Consider the following 20,530-nt stretch of genomic DNA (forward strand, 5'->3'; position numbering starts at 1 on the left):
ACCGCGTCAGAGGTGGCGTTCCCGACCCGAACGGAGGCGCGCGACTCGTACGGTTCGGCCGTGCGCTCGAACCGCCGCGGCCGGGGGGCCTCTTTCCGGCCGATGCTTCCGGACCGCTCGGGGGCCGCCGGAACCTCCCGGCGGAGGATCGGGGAGGCGGGCGGGACGGGGCCGACCAGGAGGTCCCGACCTCGGCTGACCGGATTCGTTCGTACGGGACGGGCGCACCGGAAGGCCCGAGGTATATGCCACGAGCAAGAACGTTGCGGATGTTGCCAAACGCCTTACACGCCGTCGGGGCCTGTGCAACAGTCGTAACCGGTCCTTCCTTCAGACTTGGCCGTGCCGCGCCTGTATCGGAGTTCTCATGCCGTCCCACCTGTTCGCGGACCGTCCCGCACAGCCGCCCGAGCCGGGATCGGTGGACGCACTGATCTCCCAGACCCGGCGCCTCCGAGGTGACGTGGACGCCGTCCGCCGCGACACCGTCGTGGACGACGACGACGCCCAGGGCCGCTGGCAACGCGCCCTCTGCGACCTCGCCGTGCACCAGCTCGACGACCTGCGCGAGCACCTCGGCCAGCTCAAGGAAGGGCTGCCGCCCGCGCCGGAGACCATCGTGCTCCCCCAGACGGCGCCCGAAGCCGGACCGGAGACCCAGACCCGGGTCGGCAGCGCCGAGTGGAACCTGCTGACCGACGAGGTCACCTGGTCCGACGAGCTGTTCCAGATCTTCGGCCGGTCCCCGGAAGCGGGCGCGCTCCCGCTCGACGAACTCGGCTCCACCCTGTTCTCCGAGGACCAGCCGCTGCTCACCGCCTGGGTCACGGCCTGCCTGGTGGACGGCAAGGCGATCGACGGCGAGTTCCGCATCGTCCGGGCCGACGGCCGGGTGCGGACCTTGCACATGAGGGGCGAGCCGGTACTCGACTCCGACGGCTGCACGGCCTCCATGTGGGCCGTGCTGCGGGACGTGAGTGAACTGCGCCGGAGCCAGCGGGCGGTGCGCGAGTCCCGTGACTCGCTGCAGCGCCAGCGGCAGATCGCGCAGACCGAGCACCGGCTGGCGGTCGAGCTGCAGGAAGCCGTGCTCCCCCCGTGGCGCGGCTCCCTGCGGTTCCCGCACAGCAGTTCCGGCACGCTCGACGTGGCCGCGCACTACCTGCCGTCGTCCACCAGCGCCCTGATCGGCGGCGACTGGTACGACGCCCTCGAACTCCCCGACGGCCGCTCCCTGCTGACGGTCGGTGACCTGACCGGACACGGGGTGACCGCCACCTCCGGGATGGCGATGATGCTCGGCGCCCTGCGCGGCATGGCGATGGCCGGCATCGAGCCCGGCCCCCTGATGGGCTGGCTGAACCAGCTCCTGGAGACCTCCGTGCAGCCGGCCCTCGGCTCGGCCGTGTGCTGCCGCTACGACCCCGCGCGCCGCGTCCTGTCCTGGGCGCAGGCCGGCCACCCGGCCCCGCTGCTGTTCCGCCGCGGCACCGGCCGTTCGCTCGTTCCGCCGGAGGGCGTCCTGCTGGGCGCCACCTCCGGCGCCTCGTACGGCCAGGCCGAGGAACGGCTCGAGGAGGGCGACGTGCTCGTCCTGCACACGGACGGACTGACGCCGCGCAGCATCGAGTTCGGCCGGGCCGACGGAACGGAACGGCTCCTGGCGCTCGCCCCGCGGTTCTCGGCGGCGCGGTCGGCCCAGGACTGCGTGCGCATGGTGCTGGAGGAGTTCGGCGACGGCGAGCGCGAGGACGACGCGTGCGTGCTGGTGGCGCGGGTCGGCTCGTAGCGGGGTCCGTTCTCCTCGCGGGGACTTCGGCAGTTCGACACCGGGGTTCGACCGGGACGTGGGGGCCGCGCCGGAAGGCGCGGCCTTCTCCGTCCGCCTACGCCTCCCCCCACTACACGACCGAGCCGCGCGGGCTGCGCGCCGCCGGGATGTCGGGGAGGGCCCGTTCGATCTCCTCGCGCAGGTCCTCGATGCGGGCGTACCCGGCGTACTGGCCGGTGAGCCGGTACATCTCGCGGAGCCGGTCCCAGGTGCGGTGCGAGGAGGTCTCGTTCATCGACACCAGGGCGAGCCGGGCATAGCGGTCGGCCTGTTCGGGTTCGTCGGCGATGAAGCAGGCCGAGGCCAATGAGATGTAGTCGAAGATCTGCGAGCGCTGGTAGCCGTCGCCGCGCAGCCGCAGGGCCTCCTTGGCATGGCGGGCGGCGACGGGGGCGGCGCTGGCGTCGTGGTCGGCGAGGGTGCGATACGCCAGGGCCTGCATGCCGTGCAGGTCCGCCTCGTCGAAGTGCTGCATCCAGCTCGGGGGCGGTACGTCGCCCTTGTCGGAGACGAACAGCTCCTCGGCCTCGCCCAGGGTGCGGCGCATCGCCTGGCCCTTGCCCATGGCCGCCTGCGCCCACGCCTCGATGGTGCGCAGCATGGCGCGGGTTCGCGGCAGGGTCTGCTCGCCCGACCCGGACTGGGCCAGCTTCATCAGGTCCAGGGCCTCGTTCGGCTTGCCGAGGTGCACCATCTGGCGGGCGGCGCGCGACAGCGCCTCACCGGCGCGCGGCCGGTCGCCGCCCTCCCGCGCGGCGTGCGCGGCGATGACGAAGTACTTCTGAGCCGTGGGCTCCAGGCCCACGTCGTGGGACATCCAACCCGCGAGCACGGCGAGGTTGGCCGCGACTCCCCACAGCCGCCGCTGGAGGTGGTCGGGGTGGTGGTAGGCGAGCATGCCGCCCACCTCGTTGAGCTGGCCCACGACCGCCTTGCGCTGCAACCCTCCGCCTCTGGAGGCGTCCCAGGCCCGGAAGACCTCGACGGAACGCTCCAGTGCCTCGATCTCCTGGGAGCCGATCGGGGCCGCCTCGTAGCGGTCGTAGCCCGCCGGGTCGGCCTGGAAGGCGTCTCCGAAGCGGTGCGCCTCCTTGGCGAGCGCGGGGTCGGTGTGGAGCCAGTCGTACATGGCGTTGGTGAGGGCGGAGCCGGCGGTGAGCACGGCGCCCGCGCCCATAAGACCGCGACGGTTGAGCATGAGGTCCATTCCCGTGAATTCGGTGAGGACCGCGGCTGTGCGTTCGGGCGCCCAGGGCATTCCGTCGGGGTTCTCCTGCATCCCGTCGGGCTGCCGTCTGCTGGTGCGCCGCTGCCGTACGAACCCGAGGTCCTCGATGGTCACGACACGACCGAGCCGCTCGGTGAACAGGGCTGCCAGTACCGTGGGAACCGGTTCGCGCGGGGTTTCCCCCATGTCGATCCAGCGCCGCACCCGCGAGGTGTCGGTGGCCAGCTGGGGGTGGCCCATCGCCGCCGCCTGCCGGTTGACCATCCTCGCCAGTTCGCCCTTGGACCAGCCGGCCAGGCCGAACAGGTCGTTCAAGCGGGTGTTTGGACCTTTGCTCACGTCAAGCCCCCAGGTTCTCGGCTGAGTTGACAGTAGCCCGCCGTCAGGTGCCCAGCGACTATTCGCCAGGCTTCGCCAGGGCACGCCTGATGGTCCGCCACCCGCCGCCGGGTGTCAGGTAGGAATGCGCCTCCCCGACCCGGTCACCGGCGGAACTCCCCAGGGTGATGCACGGGATCCGTCGGGGCGGCGTACGCAACTCGTCGGCGCACGAAGGGATCCGTAACGCCATGTACGCAGCAACGTCCTCCGTGTCCGCCCCGGTCCGGCCGCACCGGACGCTCCCCGCGAGCGGCGGCCCCTACCTCGAACCCGGCCGTCCCGCGGCTCCGGCGCAGGCCGCGCTGCGGGCCCGGCGGATGCCCGGGGGCGGATCGCAGCCGCTCAGCGGAAGAATCGACCTCTCGGGGCCCCAGGGGGCGCAACTGCGCACCGCGCTCGCCTCGGTGCAGCGGATCTGTCCGGAGTTCGCGCCCGTCCAGGTGTTGCGGCGCAGCGGCCGGTCGGTCCTGCTCGTGGGCACCACCGGGCGGATGACCGCCGTCGCCAAGGTTTTACTGGACCACTCGCCCGAGTGGCGCGAGCGGTACCGGCACGAAATAGCGTCGTACCGGGCGTTCGTCCGGCACCGCCCGCCGGTCCGGGTGCCGCGGCTGATCGCCGCCGACCCGGAGAACTGCGTACTGGTCGTCGAGCGGGTGGCGGGCCGGGTCGCGGCGCTCCAGCGGCATCCTGTGGAAGCCCCGCCGCGGGTCGACCTGCGGGCGGCGCTGGGCGCGGTGTGCCGGGTCAACCAGTGGCGTCCGCCGTCCGATCTGTTCGGGACGCCGCTGAACTACGCGCGGCGGATCTCGCGGGACTACGAGCTGGGTCTGCTGACCGACCGGGACCTGGGCGACCTGCAGAAGCTGCTGCATGGCGTCAAGCTGTCGGGCACCGCGCTGCAGTTCAACCACGGTGACGCCCTGCTGTCGAACCTGCTGCTCTCGCCGGCCGGCCCGGTGCTGCTCGACTGGGAGCACGCGGGCTGGTACCTGCCGGGTTACGACCTCGCCACCTTGTGGACGGTACTGGGCGACGCCCCGGCCGCGCGCAGCCAGATCAGCCGGCTCGCCCAGTCGGCCGGCCCGGCGGTGCGGGACGCGTTCCTGGTGAACCTGATGCTGGTGCTGACCCGGGAGATCCGGATGTCCGAGACGGCCGTGCAGCGCTCGATGCTGGCGACCGCCCCGGCCCAGCCGACGACGGCGGGCGCCCTGTCCTCGGGCGAGGAGCAGCGGCTGCTGCTGCGCCGCCTGCACGACGACGCCGGTATGGCGCGCAGGGCGGTCCGGGCGGCGGTCGGCACGCGCTGACCCCTCCCCGCCCGTTTCCCCTACGCGAAGTCCCGTGGCTCCCACCGCCGCGGGACTTCGCTCGTGTGCGGGGGGCCGTATGCCTTGACATCACATGATCCCCCGAACACCTTTTCAGACTCAGCATCAGACGTGCTGAGTCCGTCCCCCTCCCCACCCCGCCGGAGCCCGCCCATGTCCGCAAGCGCTGCCCGCACCTGCCCCGGAGCCCTCCCCTCCCGCCGCGGCGTCCTGGCCGGGACGGGCGCGGGGGTGCTCGCCGCCACCGTGCTGCCGGCCGCCACGGCACGGGCCGACGGTGCCCAGGCCGCACCTCCGCTCGGTGAGTACGACGTCGTCGTGGTCGGCTCCGGGGCGGCCGGGATGACCGCCGCGCTCACCGCCGCCAAGCGGGGGCTGAGCGTGCTGGTGGTCGAGAAGGCCCCCACCTTCGGGGGATCCGCCGCCCGGTCCGGCGCCGGGATCTGGCTCCCCAACAACTCGGTGATCCTGCGCGCCGGCGTACCGGACACCCCGCAGAAGGCGGCGGCGTACCTGGCGGCCGTCGTGGGGCCCGGGGTACCGGCCGACCGGCAGGCCGCCTTCCTCGCCCACGGCCCGCGGATGCTGGACTTCGTGATGGCCAACAGCCCGCTCCGGTTCCGCTTCATGGAGGGGTACAGCGACTACTATCCCGAGCTTCCCGGCGGTCTGCCGAACGGCCGGTCCATCGAGCCGGACCAGATCGACGGGAACGTCCTGGGCGCCGAACTCGCCCGTCTGAACCCGGCGTACCTGTCGGTGCCCGCCGGAATGGTGGTCTTCAGCGCGGACTACAAATGGCTCAGCCTGGCCGCGGTCAACGCCAAGGGCCTGGCCGTGTCCACGGAGTGCCTGGCGCGCGGCACGAAGGCCGCGCTGCTCGGGCAGAAGCCGCTCACGATGGGCCAGGCCCTCGCGGCCGGGCTGCGCGCCGGCCTGCAGCGGGCGGGCGTCCCGGTCTGGCTGAACAGCCCGCTGGTGGACCTGGTCCAGGAGGGGGGTGCGGTGACCGGGGTGGTCGTGGAGAAGGAGGGCGCAGGGGGCACCGTACGGGCCCGGCGCGGGGTGATCGTCGGTTCGGGCGGCTTCGAGCACAACGCGCAGATGCGGGCGCAGTACCAGCAGCAGCCGATCGGCACCCAGTGGTCGGTGGGCGCGAAGGAGAACACGGGCGACGGGATCCGGGCGGGACAGCGGGCGGGGGCGGCGCTGGCGCTGATGGACGACGCCTGGTGGGGTCCGACGATCCCGCTGCCCGGGGAGCCGTACTTCTGCCTCGCCGAACGGACCCTGCCCGGCGGCCTGATCGTCAACGGCAACGGCGCGCGGTTCGTCAACGAGGCGGCCCCCTACAGCGATGTGGTGCACGTGATGTACGAGAAGGACCGGGGCGCACCCGGTTCGCACATCCCGGCGTGGCTGATCGTGGACCAGAACTACCGCAGCAAGTACCTCTTCAAGGACGTGCTGCCGACCATCGTGTTCCCGGACTCCTGGTACGAGACGGGGGCGGCGGAGAAAGCCTGGACGTGGGACGCGCTGGCCGGCCGGATCGGGGTCCCGGCCGCGGCGCTGCGGGCCGCCTTGAACCGGTTCAACGCTCAGGCGTGGCAGGGCACGGACTCCGACTTCCACCGGGGCGACTCGGCGTACGACCACTACTACACGGACCCGGGGGTCCATCCGAACTCGTGCCTGGCCCCGGTCTGGGCCCCGCCGTTCTACGCGTTCAAGATCGTGCCGGGCGATCTGGGCACGAAGGGCGGCATCGTCACGGACGCACGGGCACGGGCTCTGCGGGAGGACGGTTCGGTGATCCGGGGGCTGTACGCGGCGGGCAACGCCAGCGCCGCGGTGATGGGGCGCAGCTACGCCGGGGCCGGGTCGACGATCGGGCCCGCGATGACGTTCGGCTACGTGGCGGCGAATGACATCGCGGACGCGTGACGGGCGGGCGGCGCCGGGCCCGATCCGCAGGAGGAGGCGCGTCAGCCCTGCTGGAAGAGCTCGGCGGGGAGCGGCTTCAGGAGGGCGTAGAGGTCGTCGGTGATCGGGCGGTCCCAGCTGGCGATGGTGACCAGCACGTTGTCGCTGCGGTCGAACTGGACGCAGGAGATGCGGGACTCCGACAGCTTGACCTTCCGCACGATCAGGAGGTTGTCGCCCTGCATGACGGGGCAGTCCTCGACGCCGGTGACCTCGACGTCCTCGTCGTTCTCCAGGGCGTCGAGCAGTTGGGCGACCTCGAACGGGACCTGGCCCTCGGAGAGCTCGCGGGCGGGGGAGCCCTCCGGCAGGTTCCCGATGATCATCGCGGGGCCGCGTCCGCCGAACAGGTCGTAGCGGAGGAAGACACCCTGGCAGCTGCCGTCGGGCGCGGGCAGCAGCCCGGCCCCGAGGTTGCCCGGCCAGTCCCCCGGATCCATGGCCAGGACGTCGAAGTCCGGGCCGGCGGGTGTGGCGGCGCGGTGGCGGCGGAGGAAGGACATGCCGCCATGGTACGTGGCCGGGCGAAGTTTTCCGGCCCGGGGCCCCTGATCGGGCCCCTGTCCCCGCGGTCCCCGCCCCCGTCGGGCCGCCGCCCGGCCGGGCCCGTCAGACGGACGGGACGAGGGTGAACCAGTGCGGGAGGAGGGTGCCGTCGCCGGTGACCTCCAGGTCGGCAGGGCTCAGGCGGCCCCAGAGGAAGAGGGCGAGGTCGGAGGCGGAGCCCGCGGCCTCGACGTCCACGGGGGCCGTGGAACGCGGCTCCACGACGACCTCGTCCGCCGCGAAGGCGACCGTCCAGGATTCCGGGCCGTCGGTGCGGCGGAAGCGGTAGCGCTCCCCCTTGCCGGCGGGAGCCGAGAACCAGGCGCGGCGGGCCGGCGCCATCACCTCGAAGGTCTGGCTCACCGCGTCCGCGGCGAGGGCCGGGTCGAGGGGCTCCTGGGTGCCGGTCGCGGACTGCGCGTCCCATCGGTGGACCGCCAGTTCGATGCCCTGCATGCGCAGCCAGAATCCGGAGGTCCGCTCCGGTCCCCAGGTCCACACCGGCAGGTCCGGGCCGATCTCGGCGAACAGCTTCGCCAGCTGCTCGGCGCCGTCCGCGAACCAGGCCGTCAGCGCGTCGGGCACCGGCTCGCGGTTCGGTGCCCGCTCGGGCCGCGGCCAGGCGGCCAGCGCCGCCGGGTCGGCGGGGAGCCCGTACAGGGAGAGGTCGCTGGGGTCCGGCCGTTCCTGGAGGCGCTCGCGCAGGAGGTGGGTCACGTAGCGCTGCACCCCTCCGAGGTGCGCGATGAGATCGGACACCGACCAGTCGGGGCAGGTGGGGACCAGGGGCGGGGCGCCGCCGGGGCGCAGGGCGCTGCGGACGGCCCGCTCGAAGGCGTCGGCCTCGCGGCGGAAGAGGGAGATCCTGTCGTTGGGGTCCATGCGGTCCACCCTGCCCGTCGGGTCACGCGACCGCTCCGCTTGAGCTACGGGCGAACGGAGCGGGGGCGGCGAACGGGGCGGGGCGGCGGGCGCGGATGACCGGGCACCACCGCGGGCGGCACGGTCCGGGCCGGCGGGTCGCGGTCCCCCGGTCGGCGCCGAACCCGGTCCGGGAGCGGACCGGTTCGGACCCGGCCGGCGGCCGCAGGGCCGCCGGGGCAGCAGCCCGAGGCTCCCGCGGTCGGCGCGTCACGGACCGAACGGCGCGGGCGGTACGGGCGGCACGCCAGGGGCCACCCGCGCGGCGTGCCGCGTACCGCCCGTGCGGCGCGTCACGTCAGGTCGAACTCCCCGCCCCGCGCGTCCAGGACGAACTTGTTCCACTCGTCCGGCGCGAAGATCAGGGAGGGGCTTTCGGGCCGCTGGCTGTTGCGCATCGCCACGAACCCCTCGACGAAGGCGATCTGAACGTCACCCGCTCCCCGGCTGCTCGAGCGCCACTGCGCCCCGGTGAGATCGAGGTCCGGCTTGTCCCAGCCTGCCAGGGGCTGTGAGGTCATGCTCTCGGCCACGTGCGTGCTCCTCCCGGTACGTCGTCCGGGGGCAAGGTTAACCAGCACGGCGGGCGCCGCACAGGCCACGGTGCGTCACACCTGGCCGGTCCGGCACTCCGCCCGCCGGTGCCCTTGCGCTCAGGAGGCCGGCGGCTGCGCCCCCACGAGCCACATCGCGAAGAACTGCGCACCGCCGCCGTACGCGTGCCCGACGGCCCGGCGGGCTCCGGGGACCTGGTGCTCCCCGGCCCGGCCGCGGACCTGGAGGGCCGCCTCCGCGAAGCGGATCATGCCGGAGGCGCCGATCGGATTCGTGGACAGCACCCCGCCCGAGGGATTGACCGGGAGGTCGCCGTCGAGTTCCGTGACCCCCGCCTCGGTGAGCTTCCAGCCCTCGCCCTCCTCCGCGAACCCGAGGTTCTCCAGCCACATCGGCTCGTACCAGGAGAACGGCACGTACATCTCCACCGCGTCGATCTCCCGGCGCGGGTCGGTGATCCCGGCCTGCCGGTAGACGTCGGCCGCGCAGTCCTTGCCGGCCTGCGGGGAGACGAAGTCCTTGCCCGCGAAGAGGGTGGGTTCGCTGCGCATCGCCCCGCCGTGCACCCATGCCGCGGGGTGCGGGGAACGGGCCGCGCCCGCCCGGTCGGTGAGGACCATCGCGCAGGCGCCGTCCGAGGAGGGGCACGTCTCGGAGTACCGGATGGGATCCCACAGCATCGGCGAGGCCTGGACCTTCTCCAGGGTGATGTCGTGCTCGTGCAGGTGCGCGTAGGGGTTCTTCAGCGCGTTGCGCCGGTCCTTGTAGGCGACGAGCGAACCCACCGTGTCCGGCGCGCCCGTGCGCCGCATGTAGGCGCGTACGTGCGGGGCAAAGAACCCGCCCGCGCCCGCCAGCAGCGGCTGCTGGAAGGGCACGGGCAGCGAGAGCCCCCACATGGCGTTGGACTCCGACTGCTTCTCGAAGGCGAGGGTGAGGACCGTCCGGTGGACGCGCGCCGCGACCAGGTTCGCGGCGACGAGCGCGGTGGACCCGCCGACCGAACCGGCCGTGTGCACGCGCAGCATCGGCTTGCCGACCGCGCCGAGGGCGTCGGCCAGGTACAGCTCCGGCATCATCACCCCCTCGAAGAAGTCGGGGGCCTTGCCGATGACGACCGCGTCGATGTCCGACCAGGTCAGCTCGGCGTCCGCGAGGGCGCGGGCCGCCGCTTCGCGGACCAGCCCGGCGATGGAGACGTCGTGGCGGGCCGCGACGTGCTTGGTCTGGCCGATCCCGACGACGGCGACCGGCTCCTTGCCCGAGCTGCTCATACGGGGTCCCCTTCCAGGACGGCGACCAGGTTCTGCTGGAGGCAGGGGCCGGAGGTGGCGTGGGCGACAGCGCGGTCGGACGCGCCGCGGTGGATCCGGGCGGCGGCCTCGCCGATCCGGATCAGCCCGGCGGCCATGATCGGGTTGGCGGCGAGTGCGCCGCCGGACGGATTGACGGCGACGACGCGTTCCCGGCCTGAGCCCTCACCGTCTCCGAAGCCGTCACCGCCGTCGCCGATCCGCAGGGCCTTGCGGAGCACGACCTCCTGGGAGGAGAAGGGCGCGTGCAGTTCCGCCGTGTCCACCGGGGCGTCGAACACCCCGGCGCGTTCGGCGGCGAGCCGGGTGGACGGGGAGTCGGTGAGGTCCCGCAGGCCCAGGGAGTGGGCCTCGATGCGGTGGTCGATGCCGGTGATCCAGGCAGGGCGCCCGCACAGCCGCCGCGCGGTGTCCCCGGCGGCGAGGACCACGGCCGCCGCGCCGTCGCCGATGGGCGGGCAGTCCCCGGTGCGCAGGGGCCGGACCAGGTAGTCGCCCTGGGGCACCGCGCCGCTGAGCTGGGCGTGCGGATTGTCCCGCGCGGCCGCGCGGCTGCGGGCGGCGATGGCGGCCAGCGCCGCCTCGTCCGTCTCGCCGGCGTCGATGAGGGCCTGGGCCTGGAGGGCGGCCAGGGCGACCGAGTCGGGCCAGAGGGGGGCGAGGTAGTAGGGGTCGAGCTGCCGGGTGAGCACGTCCCGCACCGGGCCGGGCGAGGACTTCCCGTACGAGTAGACGAGCGCGGTGTCGGCCTCACCGGTCTGGATCTTGACCCATGCCTCGTAAAGCGCCCAGGCGCCGTCCATCTCGACGTGCGATTCGGAGATCGGCGGCCAGGCTCCGACGCCGTCCAGGGTCATGGTGAAGGAGAAGGCCCGGCCGGCCAGGTAGTCGCTGGAGCCGGAGCAGGTGAAGCCGATCTCGCCGGCCTTCAGTCCGGTCTGCGCCAGGACCTGGTGCAGGACCGGCATGACCATCTCGACTTCGCTGAGTTCGTCGGTACGGCGCAGGTGGTCGCTCTGCGCGAAGGCGACGACGGCCACGTCGCGCGCGTGCCTGCTCGTCCTGGGCATCAGATGAGCTCCTTGTACGCGTCGTAGTCCGCGTCCGGTTCGCCGGTGGGGCGGTAGTGGTCGGGGTAGCGGCCGCCTTCGGTCCACACGGGTTCGACGCGCAGGCCCATGCGGACCTGGTCGTAGGGGATTCCGCCGATCCGGCCGTGCAGCGCGAGCCCAGCGCCGTCGAGGGCGATGTGGGCGTAGACGTAGGGGACCTCGATGTCGAGGTTGCGCGCCTTGATGTTGACGATGCAGTAGGTGGTGACGGTGCCGGCCGGGCCCACCTCGACCTGGTCGGTGGTGGCGACCCCGCAGGTGGGGCAGGCGCCGCGCGGCGGGACGTACACCTTGTGGCAGGAGGGGCAGCGCTCGCCGATGGTCTTCCGCCGGGAGAGGCCGTCGATGTAGGCGGTCTGGGCGCGGCCGGGGCTGTACGTGTAGTCCAGGCGTGCCTCGGCGACGATGCCGGTGACGGGCTCCGGGAAGACCCCGTCGTGCGGGGTGGCCCCGCGGGTGGCGGGGCCGTCGTCGGGTTCGAAGCAGGCGATGTCGGTGATCGCCCCGGTCCGCTCGGCGGCCCACCGCACGCGTACCCGCATGCCGGTGCGCACGGCCTCGGGGCCGGGGGCGTCGAGGGCGTGCAGCAGCGCGGTGTCGGCGCCGTCGAGCCTGACCAGCGCCCAGGCAAAGGGGGTGTCCAGGGGCTGGTTGGGCCGGGGCCGGTCGTTCCAGGCCCAGGTGGTGACGGTGCCGGTGGCGGCGACTTCGACGAGTTCGCGTATCTCCTCGGCGGTCCGGGGGTCGTACTCCACGGGCGGCACCATGACGGTGCCGTCGGAGGTCCTCACCCCGAGCACGAGCCCTTCGCGCAGTCCGGTGAGGAACGCGGACTGCACGGGCCCGAGGGACCGGGTGAAGGGGAACTCGACGACAAGAGGCGCACGGAGCACCTCGGGCGGGGACGCGGGTGCTGTCACGACTGACTCTCCCTGTGCGATCGGGGCGGGCCCTCGAGCCCGCCGACATCCAAACCACGAACCACCGGCCCCGAAGACCAAGCCGCCCCCCGCATCGAGCTCCGCGACCGCACAAGGGCGGCGGCACCACATCCAGCCCCGCAACCGCACAAGGGCAGCGGGGCCACATCCAGCCCCGCCGGCGTTCGAGGCGCGGGGCCCGGGGCAGCGCCCCGGCAACGGCGCCGCACCCGACCCCCAGCCGCAACCGCACAAGGGCGGCGCAGCCACCGGCGGACGGCGGCCCGAGAACCTACTCCCGCCGATACACCGCCGGCCGCTTCTCGGCGAAGGCCCGCGCCCCCTCCTTCGCATCGGCGGTGTCGAAGATCGGCCAGCCCCGCAGCAACTCGGACGCCAGCCCCTCCGACTCCGTCAGCCCGGCGGTCTCGTAGACCGAGGCCTTCACGGCCTCCACCGCCAACGGCCCGCACTGGTTGACCCGCTCGGCGATCTCCAGCGCGGCGGTGAGCGCCGTCCCCTCCGGCACGACCCTCCCCACCAGCCCGATCCGAGCGGCCTCCGCAGCGGAGTACGGTCGCCCCGTCAGCAGCATCTCCAGGGCGTGCGTCCGCGGGATCTGCCGCGGCAACCGCACCGTCGAGCCGCCGATCGGGAAAAGCCCGCGCTTGACCTCGAACAGCCCGAAGGTCGCCCCCTCCCCCGCGACCCTGATGTCCGTGCCCTGGAGGATCTCGGTCCCGCCGGCCACGCAGTGGCCCTCCACGGCGGCGATGACCGGCTTGCGCGGCCGGTGGTGGCGCAGCATCGCCTTCCAGTGGAGGTCCGGGTCGGCTTTGAGCCGGTCCCGGTACTGGTCGCCCGCCATCCCCTTGCCGGCCAGCGCCTTGAGGTCCATGCCGGCGCAGAAGTCACCGCCCGCGCCGGTCAGGACCACGGAGCGGATGGTGTCGTCGGCGTCCGCCTCCAGCCACCCGTCGTACAGTCCCACCAGCAGCGGCAGCGACAGCGCGTTCTTCGCCTCGGGCCTGTTCATGGTGAGCACCAGCGTGGCGCCGTGCCGTTCCACGGTCAGGTGTTCCGTCCCACCCATTGCCGTTCTCCCGTCTGAAGACCTAGAACAGGTTGCAGTAGGCGCGGGTGCAGTTCAATAGTTTTCTGACAGACAGTCAGCTTTCTTGGGCGACTCCCTTCCCACTTGCCTTCGGCGGGGCTTCAATGACCGGCGGAGCAGCCCAGCCATGGACATTCCAGGGTCAGGAGGAACGGTGGAGTACAACCTTGCCGACCTGTTCGAGTCCGTCGTCGACGTGGTCCCGGACCGTGAGGCCCTCGTGTACGTGGACCACCCCGGGACCGGCGCCGAGCGCCGCCTGACGTACGCGGAACTGGACTCGGCGGCGAACCGGATCGCGCACCACCTGCTGGACAGCGGGCTGAAGCCCGGCGAGCACCTGGGCCTGCACCTCTACAACGGGGTCGAGTACCTCCAGACCGTACTGGCCTGCCTGAAGGCCCGGCTGGTCCCGGTGAACGTGAACTACCGCTACGTGGAGGAGGAACTGGTCTACCTCTACCACGACGCCGACCTCGCCGCGCTGGTCTTCGAGGGCGAGTTCACCGAGCGGGTCGCGGCCGCGCTGCCGCAGACGACGAAGCTGCGCCACCTGGTCCGGGTCGGCGCCGCCCCCGCGGGAGCCCCGGAGCCCGCGATCGCGCCGGTGGCCTTTCCGGACGCCGAGGCGGCCGGCTCCCCCGAACGCGGTTTCCCGCCCCGCAGCCCAGACGACCTGTTCATCATCTACACCGGTGGCACCACCGGCATGCCCAAGGGCGTCATGTGGCGGGCGGAGGACCTGTTCTTCGCCGGGCTCTTCGGCGGCGAGCCGTCCGGCGAACCGGTGAAGCGGCCCGAGGAACTGGCCGAGCGGGTCGCGGCGCGCGGCGCCGGACTGACGTTCTTCCCCGCCCCTCCGCTGATGCACGGCACGTCCACGCTCACGTCGTTCATCGCCTTCAACTACGGGCAGCGGGTGGTCATCCACCGCAAGTACGCCCCGGAGGAGGTGCTCCGCACGATCGAGAAGGAGAAGGTCTCCAGTGTGTCGCTGGTGGGGGACGCCATGCTGCGCCCCCTGATCGACGCCCTGAACGGCCCCCTGGCGGGCACGGACCTGTCCTCCCTCTTCAGCGTCTCCTCATCCGGCGCGATCATGTCGGAGACGGTGCGGGCGGAGTTCCAGCGGCTCGTGCCGCACGTGCTGCTGCTGAACAACTTCGGCTCCTCCGAGTCCGGTTCCAACGGGCGGGCGACCGACGACTCCGGGCCGGAGAAGGGCTTCCGCCTCCACGTCAACGACCGGACGCAGGTGGTGGACCCCGTGACGCACGAGCCGGTGGCGGTGGGTGAACCAGGGCGCCTGGCGCAGCGCGGCCACGTCCCGCTCGGTTACTACAACGACCCGGCCAAGACCGCCGAGACCTTCTTCCAGAAGGGCACGGAGCGCTGGGTGCTGCTCGGCGACATGGCGACGGTGGACGAGCAGGGCGTCGTCACCGTCCTCGGACGCGGTTCGCAGTGCATCAACACGGGCGGCGAGAAGGTCTACCCGGAGGAGGTGGAGCAGGCCCTGAAGTCCCACCCGGACGTGTACGACGCCCTGGTGGCGGGCGTCCCGGACCCGACGTGGGGCAACCACGTGGCAGCGGTGGTCCAACTCCGCGCGGGCGCCACGGCGCCGACGCTGGACGACATCCAGACCCACTGCCGAACCCGTCTGGCGGGCTACAAGATCCCCCGCCAACTGGTCGTCGCCCCGACCATCCAACGCTCCCCCAGCGGCAAGGCGGACTACCGCTGGGCCAAGTCCATAGCCACAGAGGCAAACACCACTCCGTAACCCCCCACCGCCCCCCAAGACTCCCGCTCTCCTGGGCACAGCCCCAGCGCCACCACCCGACGCCGCACACATGCAGCCCCACCAGGCGCGGGGTCAGGGCGGACCCCCAGGTCTTCGACCGCCACCGCAAGCATCCAAGCCCCGCCGGCGTTTGAGGCGCGGGGTCCGGGGCGGAGCCCCAGGTCCCTGACCGACGCCCCAGCACAGAGGCGGACCGATTCAAGCCCCGCCGGCGCTTGAGGCGCAGGGTCCGGGGCCGAGCCCCAGGTCCCTGACCGACGCCCCAGCACAGAGGCGGACCGATTCAAGCCCCGCCGGCGTTTGAGGCGCGGGGTCCGGGGCGGAGCCCCGGGTCTGTGACCCCGGCCGACAAGGCGCCCGGCCCCGACCGAGACACCCCCGCCCCGCCGGTGCATCAGGCGGAGCCCCGGCTCACCCCAGGCCCGGGCCCAGCCGATCAAGCCCACCCCCGACCGCAGCCGGAGGCGCCCCCGCACGATCACTCGTTCGAGTCATTGCCCTCCACCCCCACCCCCTGGCAATCTACCGAATGATCGGTCGGTACCCGAGGAGCAAGGCGGCGGACATGGCGGCACACACCAACCCCCACGGCACGGACGACGACCGCGCCGAACGCCTCAGCGGCGACGAGCTGGCCACCCTCCAGCTCACACGCCTCCGCAGGACCTTGCAGCGCGTCTACGCCCACGTCCCTTTCTACCGCCAGGCCTTCGACAAGGCCGGCGTCCACCCCGACGACTGCCGTACCCTCGCCGACCTCGCCCTGTTCCCCTTCACCACCAAGGCCGACCTCCGCGACCAGTACCCCTTCGGCATGTTCGCCGTGCCGCGCGACGACGTCCGCCGGATCCACGCCTCCAGCGGGACCACCGGCCGCCCCACGGTCGTCGGCTACAGCGAGCGGGATCTGTCCACCTGGGCGGATGTCGTGGCCCGGTCCATACGCGCCGCCGGCGGCAGACCCGGCCAGATCGTCCACATCGCCTACGGCTACGGCCTGTTCACCGGCGGCCTCGGCGCCCACTACGGGGCCGAGCGCCTGGGCTGCACGGTCGTGCCCGCATCCGGCGGGATGACCGACCGCCAGGTGCGGCTGATCCAGGACTTCCGCCCGGAGGTCATCATGGTCACCCCGTCGTACATGCTGACCCTGCTGGACGAGATGGAGCGCCAGGGCATCGACCCGCGCTCCACCTCCCTCCGCACGGGGATCTTCGGCGCCGAACCGTGGACCGAGGAGATGCGCGGGGAGATCGAGGACCGCCTCGGTATCGACGCGGTGGACATCTACGGCCTGTCCGAGGTCATGGGACCGGGCGTGGCTCAGGAGTTCGCCTCGACCAAGGACGGGCTGCACATCTGGGAGGACCACTTCTACCCGGAGGTGGTCGATCCGCTGACCGGGGCGGTGCTGGCGGAAGGCGAGCCGGGCGAGCTGGTGTTCACCTCCCTCACCAAGGAGGCCATGCCGGTGATCCGCTACCGCACCCGGGACCTGACGCGGCTCCTGCCCGGCACCGCCCTCCCGGCCTTCCGCCGGATGGAGAAGGTGACGGGCCGCAGCGACGACATGGTCATCCTGCGCGGGGTGAACCTGTACCCGACCCAGATCGAGGAGGTCCTGCTGCGGACGGAGGGCCTGGCGCCGCACTTCCAGCTGCGGCTGACGAAGGAAGGGCGGATGGACGCCCTGACGGTGCGGGTCGAGGCCCGCCGGGGAGTGGACGCCTCCCGGCGGGAGTCCGCGGCCGCCTCGGTGGTCCGGGCCGTCAAGGAGGGCATAGGGGTGTCGGTCCACGTGGAGGTGGTCGAACCGGAGACCCTCGAGCGTTCGGTGGGCAAGATCCAGCGGATGGTGGACCTCCGGGAGGCGGGACGGGAGGAGCGGACTGCCTGAAACCACCCCTTCGGGCCCATTTCAGGGCGGCGTCCGAGAGCCGCCGGAGCCACCCGGGTAGTGCATAGCGCGTGACCTCGTTCTTGCGGCAGCTCCACGCCCGGCTCCAGGGCTCCCACGCGGGGCTGGCCTGGAGTCGCGGCCGGGAGATGGAGCTGATGCACCGGGCGATGGGCTTCGCGGCCCTGGGGTTCCTCACCCTGGTACCGCTCCTGGTGGTCGTGGCGGCGGCCGCACCCGGTAGCGGCTCGGGCTTCGGCCGGTGGCTCGGACAGGCCCTCGGGGTGACGGAGTACTCCAGGGACCGGGTCGAGATGGTCTTCGGGGCGGCGGACCTGGCACTGGAACGGACCACGGCGTTCGGGCTCGGGGCGCTGGCCGTGTTCGGCCTGACCTTCGGCTCCGCCGTGCAGACCGGTTACGAGAAGGTCTGGGATGTGCCGACCGCCCGGTGGCACACCATGTGGCGGCACGTCGTCTGGCTCGCCCTGCTGGTCTGCTACCTCGCGCTGCTCGTCGCGATCCCGGCGCCGTCGAACGACGCCGTCGGCACCGTCCTCAGCACCGGGGCCGACCTGCTCGGCACCTGCCTCTTCTTCATCGCCTCGCAGCGGCTGCTGCTCGGCGGCCGCGTCCGCTGGCGGGCCCTGGTGCCGGGAGCGGTGGCCACCAGCGTCGGGCTGCTGGGGCTGCGCGTCTTCTCGCAGCTGGTCTTCTCCCCGCTGATCGCCTCCAACGCCGTGACCTACGGCCCCTTCGGAACGCTGCTGGTCGTCCAGTCCTGGCTGGTCGGCGTCGGGTTCGTGGTCTACGGCGGCGCCCTCGTCGGCCGCCTCGTCCACGAACACCGCACGCTCCGCCGCCTCCAACGCCTCGGGCACCTCCCCGCGGAAGGCGCCCCACCGCCCCCACCGCCCCCTCCGCCCGGCGCCGGAGACGCCGGGACGGGCTGACGACCCCACGGATACCAAACGGGATGTTGACAGACCCGCAAGCAGCCTGCATGAGTGTGGGGGCACGGACGCTCCGCCCTTGACACGGGCAACCTCGCTCATCCGCAGGCTACTTGGGAGGTACGTTGCTCCGCACCCGCCCGATACTCCGGCGCGTCGCCCTCACCGGCGCCGCGCTGCTCGCCACGACCGCCGCGCTCCCGCAGGCCGGCGCGGCCGCCGCGGCCACCGGGCCCGCCGGCCCGTCCGGCGGGGGCCTGTCCGCCGTCATCCGCTACACGGAGAACGGCATCCCGCACATACTCGCCCGCGACTACGCGCACCTGGGTTTCGGGACCGGCTGGGCCCAGGCCGCCGATCAGGTGTGCGTCCTCGCCGACGGGTTCGTCACCGTCGCCGGTGAGCGTTCGCGCTGGTTCGGCGCCGAGGCCGCGCCCGACGGGTCACTCTCCTCGGCCACCCGCAACCTCACCAGCGACCTGTACTTCAGGGGCGTCCGCGAGTCCGGCACGGTCGAGAAGCTGCTGGCCACCCCCGCCCCGGCCGGTCCCAGCAAGGACCTGAGGGAACTCATGCGCGGCTGGGCCGCCGGATACAACGCATGGCTCGCCCAGAACAAGATCACCGACCCCGCCTGCAAGGGCGCCGGCTGGGTACGCCCCGTCTCCGCCACCGACGTGGCCGCCCGCGGGTTCGCGGTCTCGGTCCTCGCCGGCCAGGGCCGCGGGATCGACGGCATCACCGCGGCCCAGCCACCGGGGACGACGACGGGCCCGACCGGCTCGGACGGACCGACCGGCGCGGCAGGCCCGGACGCCCGTACGTCCACGCCGCCGGGGCCCGCCGAACCCGACCCGGCGGCCGCGGCCGAGGCGGCCAGGGAGTTCTTCGACACCACCCGCTACGACATGGGGTCCAACGCGGTCGCCTTCGCCGGTTCCACCACGGCGAGCGGCAGCGGCCTGCTGCTGGGGAACCCCCACTACCCGTGGCAGGGCGGGCGCCGCTTCTGGCAGTCGCAGCAGACCATCCCGGGCGAGCTGAACGTCTCGGGCGGCTCCCTGCTCGGTACCACCGTGGTCAACATCGGTTTCAGCGAGAAGGTGGCCTGGAGCCACACCGTGGCCACCGGCACACCCGTCAACCTGCACCAGCTCACCCTCGATCCGGCCGACCCGACCGCGTACCTGGTCGACGGAGTGCCGGAGAAGATGACCCGGCGGACCGTCACCGTCCCGGTGGCGGGCGGCGATCCGGTGACCCGCACCCAGTGGTGGACACGCTACGGGCCGGTCGTCTCCCACCTCGGCGCGGGCCTGCCGCTGCCCTGGACGGCCACCGCGGCGTACGCGCTGAACGATCCCAACGCGGCGAACCTGCGCGGTTCCGACACCGCGCTCGCGATGGGCAGGGCCCGCTCGGTGGCCGGGATCCAGGACGCCCTGCGGCGCACCCAGGGCCTGCCCTGGGTCAACACCGTGGCCGCCGACTCGGCGGGCGGCACCCTCTTCACCCAGTCCCAGGTCCTGCCCCGGATCACCGACGAGCTCGCGGCCCGCTGCTCCACCGCCCTCGGCCGGGCCACGTACCCCGCGTCGGGGCTGGCCGTACTGGACGGGGCGCGCGGCGACTGCGCACCGGGCTCGGACCCGGACGCCGTACAGCCCGGGGTGTTCGGGCCGGGCAGGGCGCCGACGCTGCGCGACGCCCCGTACGCGGAGAACTCCAACGACAGCGCCTGGCTGGCCAACGCGGAGCAGCCGCTGACCGGCTACGAGCGGGTCTGGGGCAGTGTGGGCACCCCGCGTTCGCTGCGCACCCGGGGTGCGATCGAGGACGTCGCCGGGATGGCGGCGAAGGGCGGCCTGACCGTGGCCGACCTGCAGCGGCAGCAGTTCGCCAACCGGGCGCCGGCAGGCGACCTGGCGGCGGCCGACGCGGCGAAGGCCTGCGCGACGCTGCCCGGCGGTAGGGCCACGGCGAGCGACGGCACGGCGGTGGACGTGTCGGCGGCCTGCCCGGTGCTGGCGGGCTGGGACCGCACGGTCGACAGCGCCAGCCGCGGCGCGCTGCTCTTCGACCGGTTCTGGCGCAGGCTGACGGCGTCGACCCCGGCCAAGGACCTGTGGCTGGTGCCGTTCTCGGCGGCCGATCCGGTGCGCACGCCCCGGACGCTCAACCAGGCGGCGCCCGGCGTCGGGCGGGCGCTGGCCGACACGGTGGCGGAGCTGCGGGCGGCGGGGACCGCGCTGGACGCGCCGCTGGGCGAGCACCAGTACGTGGTCCGCGGCGGCGAGCGGCTGCCGGTCGGCGGCGGCACGGAGGCGCTCGGCATCTGGAACAAGATCGAAGCGCCGTGGAGCGCGGCGGCCGGGGCCTATCCGGAGGTCGTGCACGGCTCCAGCCACATCCAGGCGGTCGGCTGGGACGGCGGCCGCTGCCCGGTGGCGCGCACCCTGCTGACGTACGGGCAGTCGGCGAACCCGAACTCGCCGTACTACGCCGACCAGACGCGGATGTTCTCGCAGGAGCGCTGGGTGACCTCCCGGTTCTGCGAGCGGGACATCCTCACCTCGCCGAAGTTGAAGGTGGTGTGGCCGCGCGAGCGCCGGTGAGGTCCGGACCCTTCCTG

General features: G+C 73.0%; 15 protein-coding genes. 7 read left to right on the forward strand and 8 right to left on the reverse strand.

The window, feature by feature from the left end; all coding sequences use genetic code 11:
• The first annotated feature begins 367 nt into the window (after positions 1–367).
• The gene (locus tag AC07FY_RS15320) at positions 368–1,789 is read left to right on the forward strand and encodes a PP2C family protein-serine/threonine phosphatase (RefSeq protein ID WP_479005804.1); all 1,422 of its coding nucleotides are present in this window, start codon (positions 368–370) and stop codon (positions 1,787–1,789) included.
• A gap of 112 nt (positions 1,790–1,901) precedes the next feature.
• On the opposite strand, the gene AC07FY_RS15325 is transcribed toward AC07FY_RS15320, so the two are convergent.
• Positions 1,902–3,398 carry a DNA-binding protein NsdB gene (locus tag AC07FY_RS15325; protein WP_479005807.1) on the reverse strand — a complete coding sequence of 499 codons (1,497 nt, stop codon included), beginning with the start codon at positions 3,396–3,398 and terminating at the stop codon, positions 1,902–1,904.
• Positions 3,399–3,628: 230 nt separating this feature from the next.
• Here AC07FY_RS15325 and AC07FY_RS15330 point away from each other — a divergent pair, with 230 nt between their 5' ends.
• Positions 3,629–4,753 (forward strand): aminoglycoside phosphotransferase family protein, encoded by a 1,125-nt coding sequence (locus AC07FY_RS15330; RefSeq protein WP_479005809.1) that lies wholly within the window; start codon positions 3,629–3,631, stop codon positions 4,751–4,753.
• 174 nt (positions 4,754–4,927) lie between these two features.
• On the forward strand, positions 4,928–6,721 hold the full coding sequence (kstD, locus tag AC07FY_RS15335) for a 3-oxosteroid 1-dehydrogenase (protein ID WP_479005812.1): 1,794 nt from the start codon (positions 4,928–4,930) through the stop codon (positions 6,719–6,721).
• 41 nt (positions 6,722–6,762) lie between these two features.
• Here kstD and AC07FY_RS15340 read toward each other — a convergent pair whose 3' ends face one another.
• The 7 genes from AC07FY_RS15340 to AC07FY_RS15370 all read right to left on the reverse strand — a co-directional run bounded on the left by AC07FY_RS15340 (position 6,763) and on the right by AC07FY_RS15370 (position 13,220).
• Positions 6,763–7,263, reverse strand: coding sequence for a hypothetical protein (locus tag AC07FY_RS15340; protein WP_479005814.1), 501 nt, complete (start codon positions 7,261–7,263; stop codon positions 6,763–6,765).
• Positions 7,264–7,369: 106 nt separating this feature from the next.
• Positions 7,370–8,188: a maleylpyruvate isomerase family mycothiol-dependent enzyme gene (locus AC07FY_RS15345; protein WP_479005817.1), complete on the reverse strand. Its 819-nt coding sequence runs from the start codon at positions 8,186–8,188 to the stop codon at positions 7,370–7,372.
• Between the two features lie 332 nt (positions 8,189–8,520).
• The gene (locus AC07FY_RS15350; RefSeq protein WP_479006341.1) at positions 8,521–8,748 is read right to left on the reverse strand and encodes a DUF397 domain-containing protein; all 228 of its coding nucleotides are present in this window, start codon (positions 8,746–8,748) and stop codon (positions 8,521–8,523) included.
• Between the two features lie 132 nt (positions 8,749–8,880).
• The gene (locus tag AC07FY_RS15355; protein WP_479005820.1) at positions 8,881–10,056 is read right to left on the reverse strand and encodes a thiolase domain-containing protein; all 1,176 of its coding nucleotides are present in this window, start codon (positions 10,054–10,056) and stop codon (positions 8,881–8,883) included.
• On the reverse strand, positions 10,053–11,165 hold the full coding sequence (locus AC07FY_RS15360) for a thiolase domain-containing protein (RefSeq protein WP_479005823.1): 1,113 nt from the start codon (positions 11,163–11,165) through the stop codon (positions 10,053–10,055). Before AC07FY_RS15360 ends, AC07FY_RS15355 begins: the two co-directional genes overlap by 4 nt.
• A complete protein-coding gene (locus tag AC07FY_RS15365) occupies positions 11,165–12,127 on the reverse strand; it encodes a Zn-ribbon domain-containing OB-fold protein (RefSeq protein WP_479005825.1) in 963 nt (320 codons plus the stop codon). Before AC07FY_RS15365 ends, AC07FY_RS15360 begins: the two co-directional genes overlap by 1 nt.
• Before the next feature lie 292 nt (positions 12,128–12,419).
• A complete protein-coding gene (locus AC07FY_RS15370; protein ID WP_479005828.1) occupies positions 12,420–13,220 on the reverse strand; it encodes a crotonase/enoyl-CoA hydratase family protein in 801 nt (266 codons plus the stop codon).
• A 175-nt stretch (positions 13,221–13,395) separates the two neighbouring features.
• On the opposite strand from AC07FY_RS15370, the gene AC07FY_RS15375 reads away from it, so the two are divergent.
• From AC07FY_RS15375 to AC07FY_RS15390, 4 genes are all read left to right on the forward strand, one after another.
• Complete coding sequence (locus tag AC07FY_RS15375) at positions 13,396–15,027, forward strand: acyl-CoA synthetase (RefSeq protein WP_479005831.1); 1,632 nt, start codon at positions 13,396–13,398, stop codon at positions 15,025–15,027.
• A gap of 586 nt (positions 15,028–15,613) precedes the next feature.
• A complete protein-coding gene (paaK, locus tag AC07FY_RS15380) occupies positions 15,614–16,945 on the forward strand; it encodes a phenylacetate--CoA ligase PaaK (RefSeq protein WP_479005834.1) in 1,332 nt (443 codons plus the stop codon).
• A 71-nt stretch (positions 16,946–17,016) separates the two neighbouring features.
• Positions 17,017–17,898: a YhjD/YihY/BrkB family envelope integrity protein gene (locus AC07FY_RS15385; RefSeq protein WP_479005837.1), complete on the forward strand. Its 882-nt coding sequence runs from the start codon at positions 17,017–17,019 to the stop codon at positions 17,896–17,898.
• Between the two features lie 125 nt (positions 17,899–18,023).
• On the forward strand, positions 18,024–20,513 hold the full coding sequence (locus AC07FY_RS15390) for a penicillin acylase family protein (RefSeq protein ID WP_479005840.1): 2,490 nt from the start codon (positions 18,024–18,026) through the stop codon (positions 20,511–20,513).
• The last annotated feature ends 17 nt before the right edge of the window (positions 20,514–20,530 follow it).

This window comes from Streptomyces sp. NPDC045967, from assembly GCF_056430495.1.

Bases quoted from the DNA above. Each gene is read 5' to 3' on its own strand.
- AC07FY_RS15340 (WP_479005814.1), bottom strand. From the start codon at position 7,263: ATGTCCTTCCTCCGCCGCCACCGCGCCGCCACACCCGCCGGCCCGGAC.
- AC07FY_RS15345 (WP_479005817.1), bottom strand. From the start codon at position 8,188: ATGGACCCCAACGACAGGATCTCCCTCTTCCGCCGCGAGGCCGACGCC.
- paaK (WP_479005834.1), top strand. From the start codon at position 15,614: ATGGCGGCACACACCAACCCCCACGGCACGGACGACGACCGCGCCGAA.
- AC07FY_RS15350 (WP_479006341.1), bottom strand. From the start codon at position 8,748: ATGACCTCACAGCCCCTGGCAGGCTGGGACAAGCCGGACCTCGATCTC.
- AC07FY_RS15320 (WP_479005804.1), top strand. From the start codon at position 368: ATGCCGTCCCACCTGTTCGCGGACCGTCCCGCACAGCCGCCCGAGCCG.
- AC07FY_RS15370 (WP_479005828.1), bottom strand. From the start codon at position 13,220: ATGGGTGGGACGGAACACCTGACCGTGGAACGGCACGGCGCCACGCTG.
- AC07FY_RS15360 (WP_479005823.1), bottom strand. From the start codon at position 11,165: ATGCCCAGGACGAGCAGGCACGCGCGCGACGTGGCCGTCGTCGCCTTC.
- kstD (WP_479005812.1), top strand. From the start codon at position 4,928: ATGTCCGCAAGCGCTGCCCGCACCTGCCCCGGAGCCCTCCCCTCCCGC.
- AC07FY_RS15355 (WP_479005820.1), bottom strand. From the start codon at position 10,056: ATGAGCAGCTCGGGCAAGGAGCCGGTCGCCGTCGTCGGGATCGGCCAG.
- AC07FY_RS15330 (WP_479005809.1), top strand. From the start codon at position 3,629: ATGTACGCAGCAACGTCCTCCGTGTCCGCCCCGGTCCGGCCGCACCGG.